This is a genomic window from Micromonospora sp. DT48, from assembly GCF_049844495.1.
Classification (GTDB): domain Bacteria; phylum Actinomycetota; class Actinomycetes; order Mycobacteriales; family Micromonosporaceae; genus Micromonospora.
This window is the reverse complement of record NZ_JBNCLE010000021.1, coordinates 50,186-66,696: the sequence shown is the minus strand read 5'-3', so window position 1 is coordinate 66,696 and position 16,511 is coordinate 50,186. Positions and strand designations below refer to the sequence as shown.

General features: G+C 72.8%; 15 protein-coding genes and 1 riboswitch. Of the genes, 13 read left to right on the top strand and 2 right to left on the bottom strand.

Going from position 1 to position 16,511, the window contains the following annotated elements:
* Positions 1-36: 36 nt before the first annotated feature.
* The 7 genes from metK (at position 37) to ACLQ2S_RS22820 (ending at position 8,811) form a co-directional block, all read left to right on the top strand.
* Complete coding sequence (gene metK, locus ACLQ2S_RS22850) at positions 37-1,230, top strand: methionine adenosyltransferase (RefSeq protein WP_425702742.1); 1,194 nt, start codon at positions 37-39, stop codon at positions 1,228-1,230.
* A 71-nt stretch (positions 1,231-1,301) separates the two neighbouring features.
* Positions 1,302-3,218 (top strand): primosomal protein N', encoded by a 1,917-nt coding sequence (locus tag ACLQ2S_RS22845; protein ID WP_230462599.1) that lies wholly within the window; start codon positions 1,302-1,304, stop codon positions 3,216-3,218.
* A 268-nt stretch (positions 3,219-3,486) separates the two neighbouring features.
* The gene (locus ACLQ2S_RS22840) at positions 3,487-4,458 is read left to right on the top strand and encodes an AAA family ATPase (RefSeq protein WP_309223250.1); all 972 of its coding nucleotides are present in this window, start codon (positions 3,487-3,489) and stop codon (positions 4,456-4,458) included.
* A gap of 137 nt (positions 4,459-4,595) precedes the next feature.
* Positions 4,596-5,864, top strand: coding sequence for a cytochrome P450 (locus ACLQ2S_RS22835; protein ID WP_425702739.1), 1,269 nt, complete (start codon positions 4,596-4,598; stop codon positions 5,862-5,864).
* Between the two features lie 43 nt (positions 5,865-5,907).
* Entirely contained in the window at positions 5,908-6,468 is a 561-nt protein-coding gene (gene def / locus ACLQ2S_RS22830) for a peptide deformylase (protein WP_309223251.1), read from the top strand.
* 4 nt (positions 6,469-6,472) lie between these two features.
* A complete protein-coding gene (fmt, locus tag ACLQ2S_RS22825; RefSeq protein WP_155218007.1) occupies positions 6,473-7,399 on the top strand; it encodes a methionyl-tRNA formyltransferase in 927 nt (308 codons plus the stop codon).
* The gene (locus ACLQ2S_RS22820) at positions 7,354-8,811 is read left to right on the top strand and encodes an RsmB/NOP family class I SAM-dependent RNA methyltransferase (protein ID WP_155218009.1); all 1,458 of its coding nucleotides are present in this window, start codon (positions 7,354-7,356) and stop codon (positions 8,809-8,811) included. The genes fmt and ACLQ2S_RS22820 overlap by 46 nt, the downstream gene beginning before the upstream one ends.
* A gap of 17 nt (positions 8,812-8,828) precedes the next feature.
* Here the strand turns inward: ACLQ2S_RS22820 and ACLQ2S_RS22815 are convergent, their stop codons facing one another.
* Positions 8,829-9,713 (bottom strand): septum formation family protein, encoded by an 885-nt coding sequence (locus ACLQ2S_RS22815; RefSeq protein WP_155218011.1) that lies wholly within the window; start codon positions 9,711-9,713, stop codon positions 8,829-8,831.
* 86 nt (positions 9,714-9,799) lie between these two features.
* On the bottom strand, positions 9,800-10,687 hold the full coding sequence (locus ACLQ2S_RS22810; protein WP_155218013.1) for a septum formation family protein: 888 nt from the start codon (positions 10,685-10,687) through the stop codon (positions 9,800-9,802).
* 246 nt (positions 10,688-10,933) lie between these two features.
* Between ACLQ2S_RS22810 and rpe the strand changes: the two genes are divergently transcribed.
* The 6 genes from rpe to ribH all read left to right on the top strand — a co-directional run bounded on the left by rpe (position 10,934) and on the right by ribH (position 16,426).
* The gene (gene rpe / locus ACLQ2S_RS22805; RefSeq protein ID WP_425702736.1) at positions 10,934-11,614 is read left to right on the top strand and encodes a ribulose-phosphate 3-epimerase; all 681 of its coding nucleotides are present in this window, start codon (positions 10,934-10,936) and stop codon (positions 11,612-11,614) included.
* Complete coding sequence (locus ACLQ2S_RS22800; protein WP_425702734.1) at positions 11,508-12,596, top strand: GGDEF domain-containing response regulator; 1,089 nt, start codon at positions 11,508-11,510, stop codon at positions 12,594-12,596. Before rpe ends, ACLQ2S_RS22800 begins: the two co-directional genes overlap by 107 nt.
* Before the next feature lie 57 nt (positions 12,597-12,653).
* Positions 12,654-12,826, top strand: a riboswitch (FMN riboswitch).
* 150 nt (positions 12,827-12,976) lie between these two features.
* The gene (gene ribD / locus ACLQ2S_RS22795; RefSeq protein ID WP_155218017.1) at positions 12,977-14,038 is read left to right on the top strand and encodes a bifunctional diaminohydroxyphosphoribosylaminopyrimidine deaminase/5-amino-6-(5-phosphoribosylamino)uracil reductase RibD; all 1,062 of its coding nucleotides are present in this window, start codon (positions 12,977-12,979) and stop codon (positions 14,036-14,038) included.
* A 2-nt stretch (positions 14,039-14,040) separates the two neighbouring features.
* The gene (locus ACLQ2S_RS22790) at positions 14,041-14,661 is read left to right on the top strand and encodes a riboflavin synthase (protein ID WP_425702732.1); all 621 of its coding nucleotides are present in this window, start codon (positions 14,041-14,043) and stop codon (positions 14,659-14,661) included.
* Complete coding sequence (locus ACLQ2S_RS22785) at positions 14,658-15,920, top strand: bifunctional 3,4-dihydroxy-2-butanone-4-phosphate synthase/GTP cyclohydrolase II (protein ID WP_155218021.1); 1,263 nt, start codon at positions 14,658-14,660, stop codon at positions 15,918-15,920. Before ACLQ2S_RS22790 ends, ACLQ2S_RS22785 begins: the two co-directional genes overlap by 4 nt.
* A gap of 5 nt (positions 15,921-15,925) precedes the next feature.
* Positions 15,926-16,426 (top strand): 6,7-dimethyl-8-ribityllumazine synthase, encoded by a 501-nt coding sequence (gene ribH / locus ACLQ2S_RS22780; protein ID WP_155218023.1) that lies wholly within the window; start codon positions 15,926-15,928, stop codon positions 16,424-16,426.
* Positions 16,427-16,511 lie beyond the last annotated feature (85 nt).

Below are 16,511 nucleotides of genomic sequence, written 5' to 3'. Positions count from 1 at the left end.
ACTGCCGCGGAACGACGTCCAAGACTTAGGAGTACCGTGACACGCCGCCTCTTCACGTCCGAATCGGTCACGGAAGGCCACCCGGACAAGATCGCCGATCAGATCAGCGACGGCATCCTCGATGCCCTGTTGACGCAGGATCCGCACAGCCGGGTGGCTGTGGAGACCCTGATCACCACCGGTCAGGTGCACGTTGCCGGTGAGGTGACAACCAAGGCGTACGCCGACATCCCGACGATCGTGCGGGAGACGATCCTGGGTATCGGGTACGACTCGTCGAAGAAGGGTTTCGACGGGGCGTCGTGTGGCGTGAGCGTCTCGATCGGTGCTCAGTCGCCGGACATCGCGCAGGGCGTGGACAACGCCTTCGAACTGCGTACCGGGGCGTCGGAGAGCGCATTGGACGCGCAGGGCGCCGGTGACCAGGGCATGATGTTCGGCTTCGCCTGCTCCGAGACGCCGGAGCTGATGCCCCTGCCGATCGCGCTCGCGCACCGACTGGCCCGCCGGCTCGCCGCGGTCCGCAAGGACGGCACCGTGCCCTACCTGCGGCCGGACGGCAAGACGCAGGTCACCATCGAGTACGACGGGCTGCGGCCGGTACGCCTGAACACGGTGGTGGTCTCCAGCCAGCACGCCGCGGACATCTCACTGGAGTCGTTGCTCACCCCGGACGTGCGGGACCACGTCATCGCCCCGGAACTGGAGAGCCTGGGCCTGGACACCGAGGGCTACCGCCTGCTGGTCAACCCGACCGGCCGGTTCGAGATCGGTGGCCCGATGGGCGACGCCGGTCTGACCGGGCGGAAGATCATCGTGGACACCTACGGCGGCTACGCCCGTCACGGCGGCGGGGCGTTCTCCGGCAAGGACCCGTCGAAGGTCGACCGCTCGGCCGCGTACGCGATGCGCTGGGTGGCCAAGAACGTGGTGGCCGCCGGTCTCGCGGAGCGGTGCGAGGTGCAGGTGGCGTACGCCATCGGCAAGGCGCACCCGGTGAGCCTGTTCATCGAGACGTTCGGCACCGAGACGGTGCCGGTGGCCTCGATCGAGAAGGCGGTCAACGAGATCTTCGACCTGCGCCCGGCCGCCATCATCCGGGACCTGGACCTGCTGCGGCCGATCTACGCCCAGACCGCCGCCTATGGCCACTTCGGTCGGGAACTGCCCGACCTGAGGTGGGAGTCGACCGACCGCGCCGCCGACCTCAAGTCGGCCGCGGGAGCCTGACAACCCCCCGGCGTGACGACCGGCGGCCCGCTGACGGGTCGCCGGTCGCCCGTGTCTGCGTCGACGTTCCGCTGGCCCATCTGGACCGCCCCTTCGACTACCTGGTCCCGCAGGCGCTCGCCGCCGACGCCGTGCCCGGCGTCCGGGTGAAGGTGCGGTTCGCCGGCCAACTGGTCGACGGATGGCTGCTGGAGCGGGCCGAGGAATCCGACCATCCCCGGCTCGCGTACCTGGACAAGGTGGTCTCTCCGGTGCCGGTGCTGGCCCCGGAGGTGGCCCGGCTGGCCCGGGTCGTCGCCGACCGGTACGCCGGCAGCCTGGCCGACGTGCTGCGGCTGGCGGTGCCACCCCGGCACGCGCGGGTGGAGAAGGACGTCGTCGGTCGAGCCCCGGCCGACGACCCGGCACCGGCGGCTCCGGCCAGCCCGCCGGTGCCGGAACCCGTCGGCTGGCGTGACTACCCGGCCGGGGTGGCGCTGCTGCGGGCCCTGGCCGACGGGCGTTCCCCCCGGGCGGTGTGGTCGGCGCTGCCGGGGGAGGACTGGGCGGCCCGCTACGCCACCGCCGTCGCGGCCACGGTCGCCTCCGGTCGGGGCGCGCTGGTGGTGGTCGCCGACGGGCGGGACCTGGACCGCCTCGACGCCGCGCTGACCGCACGGCTCGGCGAGGGACGGCATGTCTGCCTGTCGGCCGCGCTCGGCCCGGCGCGGCGCTACCGCGCCTTCCTGGCCGCCCGGCGCGGCGACGCCCCGGTGGTGATCGGCACCCGGGCGGCCATGTTCGCCCCGGTCGACCGGCTCGGCCTGGTGGCCATCTGGGACGACGGTGACGATCTGCACGCCGAGCCGCGAGCCCCCTACCCACACGCCCGCGAGGTGCTGCTCACCCGCGCCCAGTTGGCCGACGCCGCAGCGCTGGTCGGCGGCTACGCCCGGACCGCCGAGGCGCAACTGCTGGTGGAGACCGGCTGGGCCCGTGAGGTGGTCGCCGACCGGGCGGTGCTGCGGGCGCGTACCCCCGCCATCGTGCCGACCGGCGATGACCCGCAACTGGCCCGTGACCCCGGCGCGGCGACCGCCCGGCTGCCGAGTCTGGCCTGGCACGCGGCCCGGGAGGCACTGCGCGCGGACCTGCCGGTCCTGGTCCAGGTGCCCCGACGCGGCTACCTGCCCTCGGTGGCCTGCGCCGAGTGCCGTACCCCGGCCCGCTGTCCGCACTGCGCCGGCCCGCTCGGGTTGCCGTCGGCCGGTGGGACACCGGCGTGCCGCTGGTGCGCCCGGGTCGCCGCCGCGTACGCCTGCCCGCAGTGCGGCCGACGGCGGCTGCGAGCCTCGGTCACCGGTGCCCGGCGGACCGCCGAGGAACTCGGCCGGGCCTTTCCGGGGGTGCCGGTTCGCACCTCCGGGCGGGAGGAGGTGCTCTCCGACGTCCCCGGCGGCGCGGGTCTGGTGGTCGCGACCCCGGGCGCCGAGCCGGTGGCGGCCGGTGGGTACGGCGCGGTGCTGCTGCTGGACACCTGGGCGCTGCTTACCCGGGCGGACCTGCGGGCCGGGGAGGAGGCGTTGCGTCGCTGGACGGCCGCGGCGGCACTGGCCCGGCCGGCGTCCGACGGGGGGCGGGTGGTGGTGGTCGCCGACGGCGCGCTCGCGCCGGTGCAGGCGTTGCTGCGGTGGGACGCCGGCTGGTTCGCGGCCCGGGAACTGGCCGAGCGGCGGGAGCTGGGCTTCCCACCGGCGATGCGGATGGCCAGCGTGACCGGCCCACCGGCGGCGGTGGCCGACCTGTTGGCGCAGGCCCGCCTGCCCGACGGGGCCGAACTGCTCGGTCCGGTGCCGGCCGACGGCGAGCGGGAGCGGATGCTGGTGCGGGTGCCGAGGACGCGGGCCGCCGCCATGGCCGACGCGTTGCACGCGGCGGCCGGGGTGCGTAGCGCCCGCAAGGCGAGCGATCCGGTCCGCCTCCAAGTCGACCCGCTCGCGCTGTTCTAAGCGGCTTGGTGACGGTGGGTACCGATCGATGCGGCAATCGATGCGATATGTTACCTGATAGTGACGCTACGTATTGACTTGCCTGCTGCCGGTTGCGTCCTCGGGCCCGGCCCGCATGAGGTGGTAGCATCGCCCGTCATGCCGGTGCGTACGGCGACTCCAGGTCCAGCTGGAGGTGTCCGAGGGCAGCGCGACGACGGCGCAACCCCGTCGGTCCGGCGCGGAAATCGATGATCTCAATCAGCCGGTTATCAGGGGTGGACCAGTCGTGACCGTTCGTCAGTCGATCGTCTTCAACGGTGACCTCGGCAGCGGCAAGAGCACTGTCTCGGTCGAGATCGCCAAGCGGCTCGGCATGCGCCGGGTCAGCGTCGGTGACCTGTATCGCAAGATGGCCCAGGAGCGGCAGATGACCGCTCTCCAGCTGAACCTGCACGCCGAGTTGGACCAGGCCGTCGACGGCTACGTCGACCAGCTCCAGCGGGACATCGCCGCCTCCGGCGAGAGCCTGGTCATGGACTCCCGGCTGGCCTGGCACTTCTTCACCGACGCGCTCAAGGTGCACATGATCACCGAGCCGGGTGAGGCCGCCCGTCGCGTCCTGCTGCGCCCCTCCGGTCCGGCCGAGAGCTATACCTCGCTGGAGGAGGCGAAGGCGAAGCTCAAGGAACGCAGCGAGAGCGAGCGCAACCGGTTCCTGGTCCGGTACGGCGTGGACAAGGCCCGGCTGCGCAACTACGACCTGATCTGCGACACCACCCGGGCGTCCGCCGACGAGGTGATCGAGAGCATCATCGACGCGTACGAGGGACGGCTCGCGCCCGAGGTGCTGCGCGGCGCGCCTCCGCTGCTGCTGCTCGACCCGGGACGGGTCTACCCGACCGAGGAGATCGGCGGCCTGCGCGGCCTGTGGGACTCGACCTCCGTGCCCGAGGTCCCCGCCGATGAGACCGGCCTGGAGCCGTTGGACATCGGCTACACCGGCGAGTACTTCTTTGTGGTCAACGGACACCGTCGGCTCAGCGCCGCCCTGCGCAACGGCGTGCGGCTGGTGCCGGGTCGGCTGGTCGCCGAGGTCGAGGAACCGGTGGTCGGTGGGGTGAGCGCGATGGACTACTTCGTCGCCCAAACCCGCCCCAGCCTGATCCACGACTGGGAGGCGGCCCACGACATCCAGCTGCCGTTGCCGGAGCACGCGCTGCTCGCCGGCGACGCGGTGCTCGCCGGGGAGAGCGGCTGACCGGCCAGGCGGCGCCGGTCGGGGTGAGCGGCTGACTCGCCAGGCGGTGCCGGCCGCGGAAGGCGGCCGTGCGCGGTACCACGGCGACGGCGTCGCGCGGGATGATGGAGCCTCCAGGATCCCCCCAAGGAGGCCGGATGGATGTCGCCGAGGCGTTCGCATCGCTCATGTCGCCCGAAGGGCGCGTAGACCCCTATCCGGCGTACGAACAGCTGCGTGCCCACGGACCGGTCGCGCAGACCGGTCCGGGCGTGTACGCGGTCACCGGTCACGCCGAGGCCGACGAACTGCTTCGGGACGCCCGGGTCCGGGTGCTCGACGAACACCTGCGCGACGGCATCCTGCCCGACTGGCGGCAGAGCCCGGCCGTGTCCTCGATCGCCCGATCCATGTTGCGTACCAACCCGCCCGACCACAGCCGGATGCGTCGCCTCGTCACCGGCGCCTTCACCCCCCGCCGGATCAACGCCATGCGCGAGGTGGTCGCGGCGCAGACCGACGAACTGATCGACGCGATGACCACAGCCGGCCGGGGTGGGGCGGCGGTGGACTTCATGGCCGAGTTCGCCTACCCGCTGCCGGTCGGGGTGATCTGCGAACTGCTCGGCGTGCCCGCCGCCGACCGCCCGCTGTTCCGGCGCTGGACGGCCGACCTGACCGGAGTCCTGGAGCCCGAGATCAGCGCGGCGGAACTGGCCGTGGCCGACGCCGGTGCCACCGAGCTGCGTGACTACTTCACCGAACTGGTGGCCGCCCGTCGCCGCGCACCGGCCGACGACCTGACCACCGCCCTGGTGCAGGCGCACGACGCCGGTGACCGGCTCTCCGGTGACGAACTGTTGGCGAACCTGGTGATCCTGCTGGTCGCCGGTTTCGAGACCACCACCAACCTGCTCGGCAACGGGTTGGCGGTGCTGCTGGCCCACCCCCGGGAGGCCGAGGGGCTGCGCCAGCAGCCGCAGCACGCCCCGGCGTACGTGGACGAACTGCTCCGTTTCGACTCGCCGGTGCAGCTGACCACCCGCGTCAACGCCGAGGCGGTCGACCTCGACGGGGTCGAGGTGCCGGCGGGCAGCTGGATCCTGCTGCTGCTCGGCGCGGCCAACCGCGACCCACGGCGCTACCACCGACCGGAGCGGTTCGACCCGTGGCGGGCCCAGCTGAGCCCGCTCTCCTTCGGTGCCGGGCCGCACTACTGCCTGGGGGCGGGTCTGGCCCGGCTGGAGGCCCAGATCGCCTTCCCGGCGTTGCTGCGCCGATTGCCCACCCTGGCGCTGGCCGGGCAACCTCGGCGTCGGATCCGGCTGACCCTGCGTGGGTACGATCACCTGCCGGTCACCGTGGGTGCACCGCCGTCGACCGGGGAGGGTGGTGCGCCGGGCGGCGCGGCTACCGGCAGTCCGTAGACTGGTACGGCATTCCCGTCCTGCCGTGAAGGAGCCCATCCGCGTGACCGTCCAGCCCATCCGTCTGTTCGGAGACCCGGTGCTGCGCACGCCGGCCGATCCGGTGGTCGACTTCGACGTCGAGTTGCGAAAGCTCATCGAGGACCTGACCGACACCATGCGTGAGCAGGGTGGCGCCGGTCTCGCCGCGCCGCAGCTGGGCGTGGGCCTGCGGGTGTTCACCTTCGACGTCGACGACGTGGTGGGTCACCTGGTGAACCCGGTGCTGGAGTTCCCCGACGAGGAGGAGCAGGACGGCCCGGAGGGGTGCCTGTCCATCCCCGGGCTCTACTTCGACACCAAGCGTCGGCAGAACGTCATCGCCAAGGGCTTCAACGGCTACGGTGACCCGATGCAGATCGTCGGCACCGGGTTGATGGCCCGCTGTGTGCAGCACGAGACCGACCACCTCGACGGGGTGCTCTTCGTCGACCGGCTGGACCCGGCCGGCCGCAAGGAGGCGATGAAGGCGATCCGTCAGGCCGAGTGGTACGACCCGGCCGCCCCACCGACGGTCAAGCTGAGCCCGCACGCCGCCGGTAACCCGTTCGGTCTGGGGCGGTGACCCGATGCGCGTGATCTTCGCCGGTACGCCGGCCGTCGCTGTTCCGGCCCTGTCCGCCGTGGCCGAGTCCCAGCACGAGGTGATCGCCGTGGTCACCCGTCCGGACGCGCCCGCCGGGCGCGGTCGGGGTCTGGTCCGTTCCCCGGTCGGCGCGTGGGCCGACGAGCGGGGCATCGAGGTGTTGACCCCGGCGCGTCCGCGTGAGCCGGAGTTCCTGGACCGGCTGCGCGAGCTGGCTCCGGACTGCGTGCCGGTGGTCGCCTACGGCGCGCTGGTGCCGCCGGTCGCGCTGGAGATCCCCCGGCACGGCTGGGTGAACCTGCACTTCTCGCTGCTGCCGGCGTGGCGGGGAGCCGCGCCGGTGCAGCACGCCGTGCTGCACGGCGACGAGGTGACCGGCGCCAGCGTCTTCCAACTGGAGGAGGGGCTGGACACCGGTCCGGTCTACGGCACGGTCACCGACGAGATCCGTCCCACCGACACCTCCGGTGACCTGCTGGAGCGGTTGGCGCACAGCGGTGCCGGGCTGCTGGTGGCGGTGCTGGACGCGTTGGCCGACGGCACCGCGAGGGCGCAACCGCAGCCCGCCGACGGGGTGAGCCTCGCGCCGAAGCTGACCGTCGAGGACGCCCGGGTGCGCTGGGGCGACCCCGCCTTCGCGGTGGACCGACGGATCCGCGCGTGCACGCCCGCCCCCGGGCCGTGGACGACCTTCCGGGGCGATCGGGTGAAGCTCGGCCCGGTCACCCCGGCGCCCGACGCGCAGCCGCTGAAACCCGGTGAGCTGATGGTGTCCAAGGACCGGGTGCTGGCCGGCACGGCCACCGTGCCGGTCCGCCTCGGCGAGGTACGCGCGGCCGGCAAGCGGGCCATGGCGGCGACCGACTGGGCACGTGGTGCCCGGGTCGGTGCCGGCGAGGAGTTCGTGTGAGAGAGACCACCGCCCGTGGCGGCGCGGAGCGACGCGGATCCCGCCCCGGGCGACCGGTGGTCGACCGGGCCCGTTACGCGGCGTACGAGGCCGTCGCGGCGGTGCACCGCGACGACGCGTACGCCAACCTGGTGCTGCCGTCGATCCTGAGTGACTCGGGGCTGACCGGGCGGGACGCCGCCTTCGCCACCGAACTGACCTACGGCACCCTGCGGCACCTGGGCACGCTCGACGCCATCCTCACCGCCGCGGCCGGGCGGGACGTGCAGCGGATCGACCCACCGGTCCGCGACGCGTTGCGCATCGGCGCGTACCAACTGCTGCACACCCGGGTGCCGGCGCACGCGGCGGTCTCCTCCACCGTCGACCTGGTCCGCGCGGTGGGCCAGGGTGCCACCGGGTTCGCCAACGCGGTGCTGCGCGAGGTCGCCACCCGCGACGTCGACGGGTGGGTGTCCCGGCTCGCGCCACCGATCGAACAGGACCCGGTCGGGCACCTCGCACTGACCTACAGCCATCCGGAATGGATCGTGCGGGCGTTCAACGAGGCGCTCGGCGGTGACCTGGGCGAGACCACCCGCCTGCTGATCGAGGACAACGAGCGTCCTCCGGTGCACCTGTGCGCCCGCCCCGGTCTGGTCGACCCGGTCGACCTCGCCGACGAGGTGGGTGGCGCGCCCGGCGCCTTCTCGCCGTACGCGGTATACCTGGCCGGTGGTGCGCCCGGTGACCTGGCGGCGGTGGCGGACGGGCGAGCCCACGTCCAGGACGAGGGTTCCCAACTGGTGGCGAACGCGCTCGCGTCGGCACCGGTGGACGGCCCCGACGGCCGGTGGCTCGACCTGTGCGCCGGGCCGGGCGGCAAGTCGGGTCTGCTCGGGGCGCTGGCCGCGCAACGGGACGCACGGCTGACCGCCGTGGAGATCGCCGAGCACCGGGCCCGGCTGGTCGCGAACGCCACCCGAGGGCTGCCGGTGACCGTGCTGAACACCGACGGCCGGCTGGTCGGCACCGAGGCGAAGCTGCCGGAGCAGCACTTCGACCGGGTGCTGGTCGACGCGCCCTGCACCGGGCTCGGTTCGCTGCGCCGTCGGCCGGAGTCGCGCTGGCGCCGACAGCCGTCGGACCTGTCGGCGCTGACCCGGTTGCAGCGTGAGCTGCTCGTCGCCGGGCTGCGGGCGGCCCGCCCGGGCGGGCTGGTGGCCTACGTGACCTGCTCGCCGCACACCGTGGAGACCCACGTGACGGTGACCGAGGCGGCCCGTCGCAGCGGAGTCCCGGTCGACTTCGTCGACGCGCGTACGGTGTTGCCGGCCGGGATGCCCGGCCTGGGCGACGGCCCGACGGTGCAGTTGTGGCCGCACCGGCACGGCACCGACGCCATGTTCCTGGCCCTGCTGCGCCGCACCTGACCCCGGCGCCGGTCGGGTCAGTTGATCGGTAGTGCCCGGGTACCGGCGCCCTTCACCGACCGGGTGAGGGTGCGGTTGCTGATCCAGAGGAAACACTGGACCGACCGGTTGCCGCTGCGCCACTCGCCTTCCGAGGGGTGGTAGAAGATCGTGCCGACCCGGTACTGGAGATTGCCGTCGTCGGGCACCTTGGCGTAGCGGGCGATGGTGCTGCGGCAGCCACGGTGGACCCGCTCCGGCTTCGCGAGGAGTTCCGACCAGCTGCTCTTCGGCGCCTGCCAGAGGCCCACGAACTCGGCCCGGTGCCGCTTGGTGCACCCGACGGCGACCATCTCGATCACCTCGTCGCCCTCGGTGCGGGCGTTGAAGCAGCCGTGCCGCAACGCCGACGAGCCGTCGAGTTCACCGGCCAGGCTGGCGGTACGGCGTACCGGCACCGGGGTGTCGAGGGCGCGCAACTCGTGCACATCGCAGCGGAACCAGCGGGCGCCGCCGGTCCATGCCCGCGGTGAGGGCAGGACGACGGTGAGGCCGATGCGGGCGGCACGCCAGTCGCCGCCCAGCGTGGTGCGGGCCTGCCGGTCGCATTCGCTGTACGCGGTGCGCATCGCCTTGCTGCCGACCGTCGGTGGTCGGGCCCCGGCGGTCTCGGTGAAGGCTCCGACGTGCAGCGTCTCGGCCCGGTGCGGTTCGGCGCAGTCGACCGGGGCGTACGCGCTGAGGTAGCCGACCTCCTGCGGCTGCCCGTGGCAGACGCCGTCGTCGGGGGTGAACACCGTGGGCACCGCCATCGACGCCCAGTCGTCGACCAGATCGCCGTCGATGCCGGCCGGCCTGGTGCAGCCGGTCGCCGCCAGCGCCGTCACGACGCCCAGCGCGACCCCGGTCACCCATCGCCGCATCACAGTCGACCTCCCGCTCCCGATTTCGAAGCGGGAGCATACGGCACCGGGCTCCGGCGCTGCCCGGGACGTTTGGCTCACCGCGCTCAGGTGACGGGCAGTCCCTTCGGGCCCACGCCACGCATCGACCCGGTCAGTTTGCGGTCGTCGCTCCACAGGATGCACCGCACGCCCCGGTCGCCCTCCTCCCACTCCCGCTGCGACGGCGGGTAGAAGATGGAACCGGCCCGGTAGGGCAGGTCGGCGTTGTTGGGTACGTCGGCGAAGGCGGCGATCAGCTCCATGCAGCGCTTGTGGGCCTGTCCGGCGGAGGCGCTGAACTGCTCCCAGCTCATGTCCCGCTCGACGTAGACGCCGACGAACTCGGCGCCGTGCGGCTCGGTGCAGAGCACCGGGGCCATGTAGTTCAGGCTGTCGCCGATGAGCTTCGGGTCGAAGCAGCGGTGCACCAGCGGTGAGTCACCGATCAGGGCGCCGCGCAGGCTGCCGGTGCGGTTGACCGGCCGGGTGTTGTCGATGCTGTCGGTCTCGCTCAGGTCGCACCGGAACCACCGGGCGCCGCTGTTCCAGGCGGGCACCGACGGCAGGGCGATGTTGAGGGTCAACCGGGCGGTGTGCCAGTCACCGCCGAGCACCAGCCGGGCCCGCTGGTCGCACTCGGCCCGGGCGGTACGCAACGCCGCCGACCCCGGTTCGGGGCGGTTGCCCTCGGCGGCGGCGTCGGTGAACGTGCCGACGTGGACCGTCTCGGCGAGGTGGCTGCGGGCGCAGTCCACCGTCTCGTACGTGCTGGCCTGGACGACCGAGGTGATCCGGGGCAGGCAGGCGTCGGTGGCCGGCACGAACATGGTCGGTGCCCGCATCGTCTGCCAGTCGTCGGTGAGATCGCCGTCTGTCCCGCCCGGCCGTACGCAACCGCTGAGCATCATCGCAGCGGTACTGGCCAGCCCCAGTGCCGCGAGCCACCGTCGCATCGTCCGCCCTTTCCGGGAGCCGCCGCCCGGCTGCCGGCTCCCGCGCCCACCGGCCTGCACGATACCGTCACCGTCCCCGATGGAGTGTTGCCGCGAATCGGTCGTCTGGCCAGCCGAAGTTGAGCTTCGTTCCGTTTCACCGGTCCGAAGGGGGTCATTCTGCACCATTGGTCACCTCCGGGTCACGGGGTGTCCCGGTTGCTGGCACGACGCCATGGCCGCTGGCCGCGTTCGTACACTGGCCCTGTGACCGTACCGCCGCCAATCGTCGCGCCCAGCATCCTCGCCGCCGATTTCTCCCGTCTCGCCGAGGAGGTCCGCGCCGTCGAGGGCGCCGCGGACTGGTTGCACGTCGACGTGATGGACAACCACTTCGTGCCGAACCTGACCATCGGGCTGCCCGTGGTGCAGAGCCTGCGGGCCGCCACCAAGCTGCCGTTCGACGTCCATCTGATGATCAACGATCCACACCGGTGGGCGCCCGGTTACGCCGACGCGGGGGCGTACAACGTCACCTTCCACGCCGAGGCGTGCGACGACCCGGTGGCGTTGGCCCGGGATCTGCGGGCGGCCGGTGCCCGGGCGGGGCTGGCGATCGACCGGGACACGCCGATCGAGCCGTACCTCGACCTGTTGCCGAGCTTCGACACCCTGCTGGTGATGACCATCAAGGCCGGGTTCGGCGGGCAGCGGTTCCTGCCGCACCTGCTGGACAAGGTCCGCACCGCGCGGCGGCACGTCGACGCCGGCCACCTGGAGTTGCGCATCGAGGTCGACGGCGGGATCGCCGCCGACACCATCGAGCAGGCGGCCGAGGCGGGTGCCGACGCCTTCGTGGCCGGCACCGCCGTCTACGGCGCCGACGACCCGGCCGAGGCGGTACGCCGGCTGCGCGGGCTGGCCGAGCGCGCGGCTACCGGGCACTGACGTGGACACCGCCGACGATCGCAAGGACGTGATCCTCGTCGTCGACGACGACGAGGACATCGCCCGCTTCGTCGAGTTCAACCTGCGCTTGCAGGGCTTCGAGGTGATCCTCGCGGCGGACGGCCAGGAGGCGCTGGAGCTGATCGAGCGGCAGCGGCCGGACCTGGCCGTGGTCGACCTGATGATGCCCCGGGTGGACGGGCTGGAGTTGACCCGGCGGCTGCGTGCCGACCCGATGACCGCGGCGCTGCCGGTGATCATGCTGACGGCCAAGGGGATGACCCAGGACAAGGTCAACGGGCTCAACGCCGGCGCCGACGACTACCTGGTCAAGCCCTTCGACAACGCCGAGCTGGTCGCCCGGGTCAGCTCCACGCTGCGGCGCAACAAGGAGTTCCGGGAGGTCTCCCCGCTGACCGGGCTGCCGGGCAACAGCCGGATCCGGCGGGAGATCGCCGACCGGGTCCGCGCCGGCACCGACTACGCCGTCGGCTACATCGACATCGACCGGTTCAAGAGCGTCAACGACCGGTACGGGTTCGTCCGGGGGGACGGCTTCATCTCCGCGCTGGCCCGCAGCCTGCACCGGGCGGTGGTCGCGGTCGCCCTGCCACCGGCCTTCCTCGGCCACGTCGGCGGTGACGACTTCGTCTTCGTGTGCACACCCGAGCAGGTGCGGCCGCTCACCCTGCGCGTGTCGGTGGACTTCGAGAAGGCCGCCGACGCCCTCTACGATCCCACCGACCGGGAACGCGGTTACGTGGAGCTGAAGGACCGGCGGGGCAACATCCGCCGGGCCGCGCTGGTCACCCTCTCCATCGGTGTCGCGATCTCCGACTCCGACAAGCGCATCACCGACCCGTTGGAGGCGATGACCGTCGCCTCCGAGATGAAGACCGTGGCGAAGAGTCAACCCGGCTCGTACGTGGCGGTGGATCGCCGTCGCGGCGTGTCCGATCCCGGTCGCCGTCATGTGAAGTAGCTCGCCCGGGTGGCACGACGCCCCGCCGGACGTGTAAGACTTTGCTCAGTACCCACCACGCGCTGGCGGGACTCGGTGTAATTCCGAACCGGCGGTGATCCACGGTCCGACCGTGGTAAGCCCGCGACCCGGGAGCGGTTCGTCCGCCCGGTGGACCTGGTGAGAATCCGGGGCCGACGGTTGGGGGCGGCTCGGCCGCGCCCAGACAGTCCGGATGGGAGACAGCGCGCGGGGCGGAACGGGTCGTGTGGCTCGCCGGGATCCGGCGTGGGCACGTCCCTCGCCGGGGCGGCCGTGCCGTACCCGCGTTCCGTCGCCTGCCGTGGCCACCCGGCCCGACTCCCCGCCCGCGCGTACGAGCGAGAGGGCGACGGCAGGCGATGGCGAGCGTCTCCGTGGACGAGGCGATGCGTCGCGCGATCGAACTCGCGGCGCGCGGGCTCGGCACCACCAGTCCCAACCCCGTGGTCGGCTGCGTGCTGCTCGACGTCGACGGCGAGGTCGTCGGCGAGGGCTTCCACGCGTACGCCGGGGGACCACACGCCGAGATCGTCGCGCTGGCCCAGGCCGGTCAGCGGGCCAAGGGCGGCACCGCAGTGGTCACCCTGGAACCCTGTGACCACGTCGGCCGCACCAACCCCTGTAGCACCGCGCTGGTCCAGGCGGGAGTGGCCCGGGTCGTGATCGCGGTACCGGACCCCAACCCGGTCGCCACCGGCGGCGCGGCCACGTTGCGGGCCGCCGGCGTCCGGGTCGACGTGGGTGTCCGCCGCACCGAGGCGGAGCAGGGCAACGTGGCCTGGCTGACCGCGATGCGCCGGGGCTGGCCGTACGTGATCTGGAAGTACGCGGCGACCATGGACGGCCGTTCCGCGGCAGCCGACGGCACCAGCATGTGGATCACCTCCGAGGCGGCCCGGATGGACGTGCACGCCCTGCGCGCCACCGTCGACGCGGTGCTCGTCGGCGTCGGCACGGTGCTCGCCGACGATCCCCGCCTCACCGTGCGCAACCTGCGCGACGGCAGCCTGGCCATCCGGCAGCCGCTGCGCGTGGTGGTCGACTCGACGGGGCGTACCCCGCAGGACGCCCGGGTGCGCGACGGTGCCGCCCGCACCTGGGTGGCCACCGCCGACGAGGTGGGCGCCGGCCCGGACGGCGGCGTCGACCTGCCGGCGCTGCTCGCCGCCCTGCACGCCCGTGGGATCCGGGCCGTGCTGCTGGAGGGTGGCCCCCGGCTCGCCGGGGCGTTCCTCGCCGCCGGCCTGGTCGACCGGGTGGTCGGTTACCTCGCGCCCCGACTGCTCGGAGCCGGGCCCGCCGCGCTGGTCGACGCGGGCGTGACCACCATCACCGAGGCCATCGACCTGGAACTCACCGACGTTACGCAGGTCGGTCCCGACCTGCGGATCACCGCGCTGCCCCGGAAGAGGGAGGGCTAGGCATGTTCACCGGCATCGTCGAGGAACTGGGCGAGGTCGTCGGGGTGACCCCGACGGCGGAGGACTCGACCCTGGTAGCGGTCCGTGGCCCACTGGTCACCTCCGACGCGCGACACGGCGACTCGATCGCGGTCAACGGGGTCTGCCTGACCGTCGTCGACGTCGACGGTGGGGTGTTCACCGCCGACGTGATGGGCGAGACACTGCGCCGCTCGGCGCTGGGCACGCTGCGCACCGGCGACCGGGTCAACCTGGAACGCGCCGCCGCGCTGGGCAGCCGCCTCGGTGGTCACCTGGTGCAGGGGCACGTCGACGGGGTGGGCGAGCTGCTCTCCCGGGAGCCCGCGCAGCGGTGGGAGACGGTCCGGTTCCGGTTGCCCACCGCGCTGTCCCGCTACGTGGTGGAGAAGGGCTCGATCACCGTCGACGGGGTCTCGCTGACCGTGGCGGAGGTCGCCGCCGACTGGTTCGCCGTCGGCCTGATCCCCACCACCCTGTCGGCGACCACGCTCGGCACCCGGTCCGTGGGTGATCCGGTCAACCTGGAGATCGACGTACTGGCCAAGTACGTGGAACGGCTGCTGGGTGGCCGCACGGTCGACGGGGCGGAGGTGCCGGCATGACCTTCGCCGACATCGAGCAGGCCCTGACCGAGATCGCGGCCGGGCGTCCGGTCGTGGTGGTGGACGACGCCGACCGGGAGAACGAGGGCGACCTGATCTTCGCGGCCGAGCTGGCCACCCCGGAACTGCTGGCCTTCACGGTGCGATACACCTCGGGCTTCATCTGCGTACCGCTCACCGAGAGCGAGTGCGATCGGCTCGACCTGCCGCCCATGCACCACACCAACCAGGATCGACGGCAGACGGCGTACACGGTGACCGTCGACGCCCGGGAGGGGGTGAGCACCGGCATCTCGGCGGCCGACCGGGCGCACACCATCCGGCTGCTCGCCGACCCGGCCACCGGCCCGACGGACCTGGCCCGCCCGGGGCACGTGGTGCCGCTGCGGGCCCGCGCCGGTGGGGTGCTGCGACGTCCCGGGCACACCGAGGCGGCCGTCGACCTGACCCGGATGGCCGGTCTGCGTCCGGCCGGGGTGCTCTGCGAGCTGGTCAACGACGACGGCACCATGATGCGGCTGCCGGACCTGGAGAAGTTCTGTGCCGAGCACTCGCTGACCCTGGTCACCATCGCGGATCTGATCGCCTACCGGCGGCGTACCGAGAAGCAGGTCGAGCTGGTCGCCGACGCCCGGATGCCCACCGAGCACGGGGTGTTCCGGGCGCTGGGCTACCGCAGCGAGTACGACTCGGCCGAGCACGTGGCGTTGGTGATGGGTGAGATCGGCGACGGCCGGGACGTGCTGGTGCGGGTGCACTCGGAGTGCCTGACCGGCGACGTCTTCTCGTCGGTGCGTTGCGACTGCGGGCCGCAGCTCAACGCCGCCCTGAGCCGGGTGGCCCGCGAGGGGCGGGGCGTGGTCCTGTACGTGCGCGGCCACGAGGGACGCGGCATCGGGCTGCTGCACAAGCTCCAGGCGTACCAGTTGCAGGACCAGGGCCGCGACACGGTGGACGCGAACCTCGACCTCGGCCTGCCGGCCGACGCGCGTGACTACGGCACCGGAGCGCAGATCCTCTACGACATCGGGGTTCGCTCGATGCGGCTGTTGACCAACAACCCGGCCAAGCGGGCGGGGCTGGAGGGCTACGGCCTGACCATCACCGGCCGGGAGGGGCTGCCGGTGCGTCCGCACCCGGAGAACGTCCGTTACCTGCGGACCAAGCGGGACCGGATGGGGCACCTGCTCGACCAGCTTGACGAGGTGTCCGAGGCGCCGATGGGACGTCCGGTGCCCGGCAGAGAGATCGGAGCGTAGGAGAGATGGCGGGTTTCGGTGAGCCGGGATCGACCCCGGTCGACGCTACCGGGATGACCGTCGGTGTGGTTGCCGCGCGGTGGCACGGTGACCTGACCGACCACATGCTCGACCGGGCGGTGGCCGCCGCGCAGGCGTGCGGCGCGCGGGCGGTGGTGGCCCGGGTGGCCGGCTCGGTGGAACTGCCCGTGGTGGCGCAGGCCCTGGCCCGACGCTGCGACGTGGTGGTCGCCCTCGGCGTGGTGGTCCGCGGTGCCACCGCCCACTTCGACTACGTCTGCCGCTCGGTCACCGACGGGCTGACCCGGATCGCCCTGGACGAGGGCAAGCCGGTCGCCCACGGGGTGCTCACGGTGGACACCATCGAGCAGGCCCGCGACCGTGCCGGGCTGCCCGACTCCGCCGAGGACAAGGGCTGGTCCTCCACCGTCGCCGCCCTCGACGCCGCGCTGGCCATCCGCCAGGTCACCGCCGCCGCCAACCACCGCGTCGGGTTCACCGGCTGACCGCGCCGAGGGCCCGGCTCGCTGGCCGCGCAACGGTGGGCCCTGACCGCGGGGAACACGAGGCGGGCTCCATACTGGATGGCCG

Coding starts and splice junctions, on each gene's coding strand:
- fmt (WP_155218007.1), top strand. CDS start 6,473: ATGCGCGTGATCTTCGCCGGTACGCCGGCCGTCGCTGTTCCGGCCCTG.
- ribD (WP_155218017.1), top strand. CDS start 12,977: ATGGCGAGCGTCTCCGTGGACGAGGCGATGCGTCGCGCGATCGAACTC.
- ACLQ2S_RS22790 (WP_425702732.1), top strand. CDS start 14,041: ATGTTCACCGGCATCGTCGAGGAACTGGGCGAGGTCGTCGGGGTGACC.
- ACLQ2S_RS22835 (WP_425702739.1), top strand. CDS start 4,596: ATGGATGTCGCCGAGGCGTTCGCATCGCTCATGTCGCCCGAAGGGCGC.
- ACLQ2S_RS22785 (WP_155218021.1), top strand. CDS start 14,658: ATGACCTTCGCCGACATCGAGCAGGCCCTGACCGAGATCGCGGCCGGG.
- ACLQ2S_RS22815 (WP_155218011.1), bottom strand. CDS start 9,713: ATGCGGCGATGGGTGACCGGGGTCGCGCTGGGCGTCGTGACGGCGCTG.
- ACLQ2S_RS22810 (WP_155218013.1), bottom strand. CDS start 10,687: ATGCGACGGTGGCTCGCGGCACTGGGGCTGGCCAGTACCGCTGCGATG.
- ribH (WP_155218023.1), top strand. CDS start 15,926: ATGGCGGGTTTCGGTGAGCCGGGATCGACCCCGGTCGACGCTACCGGG.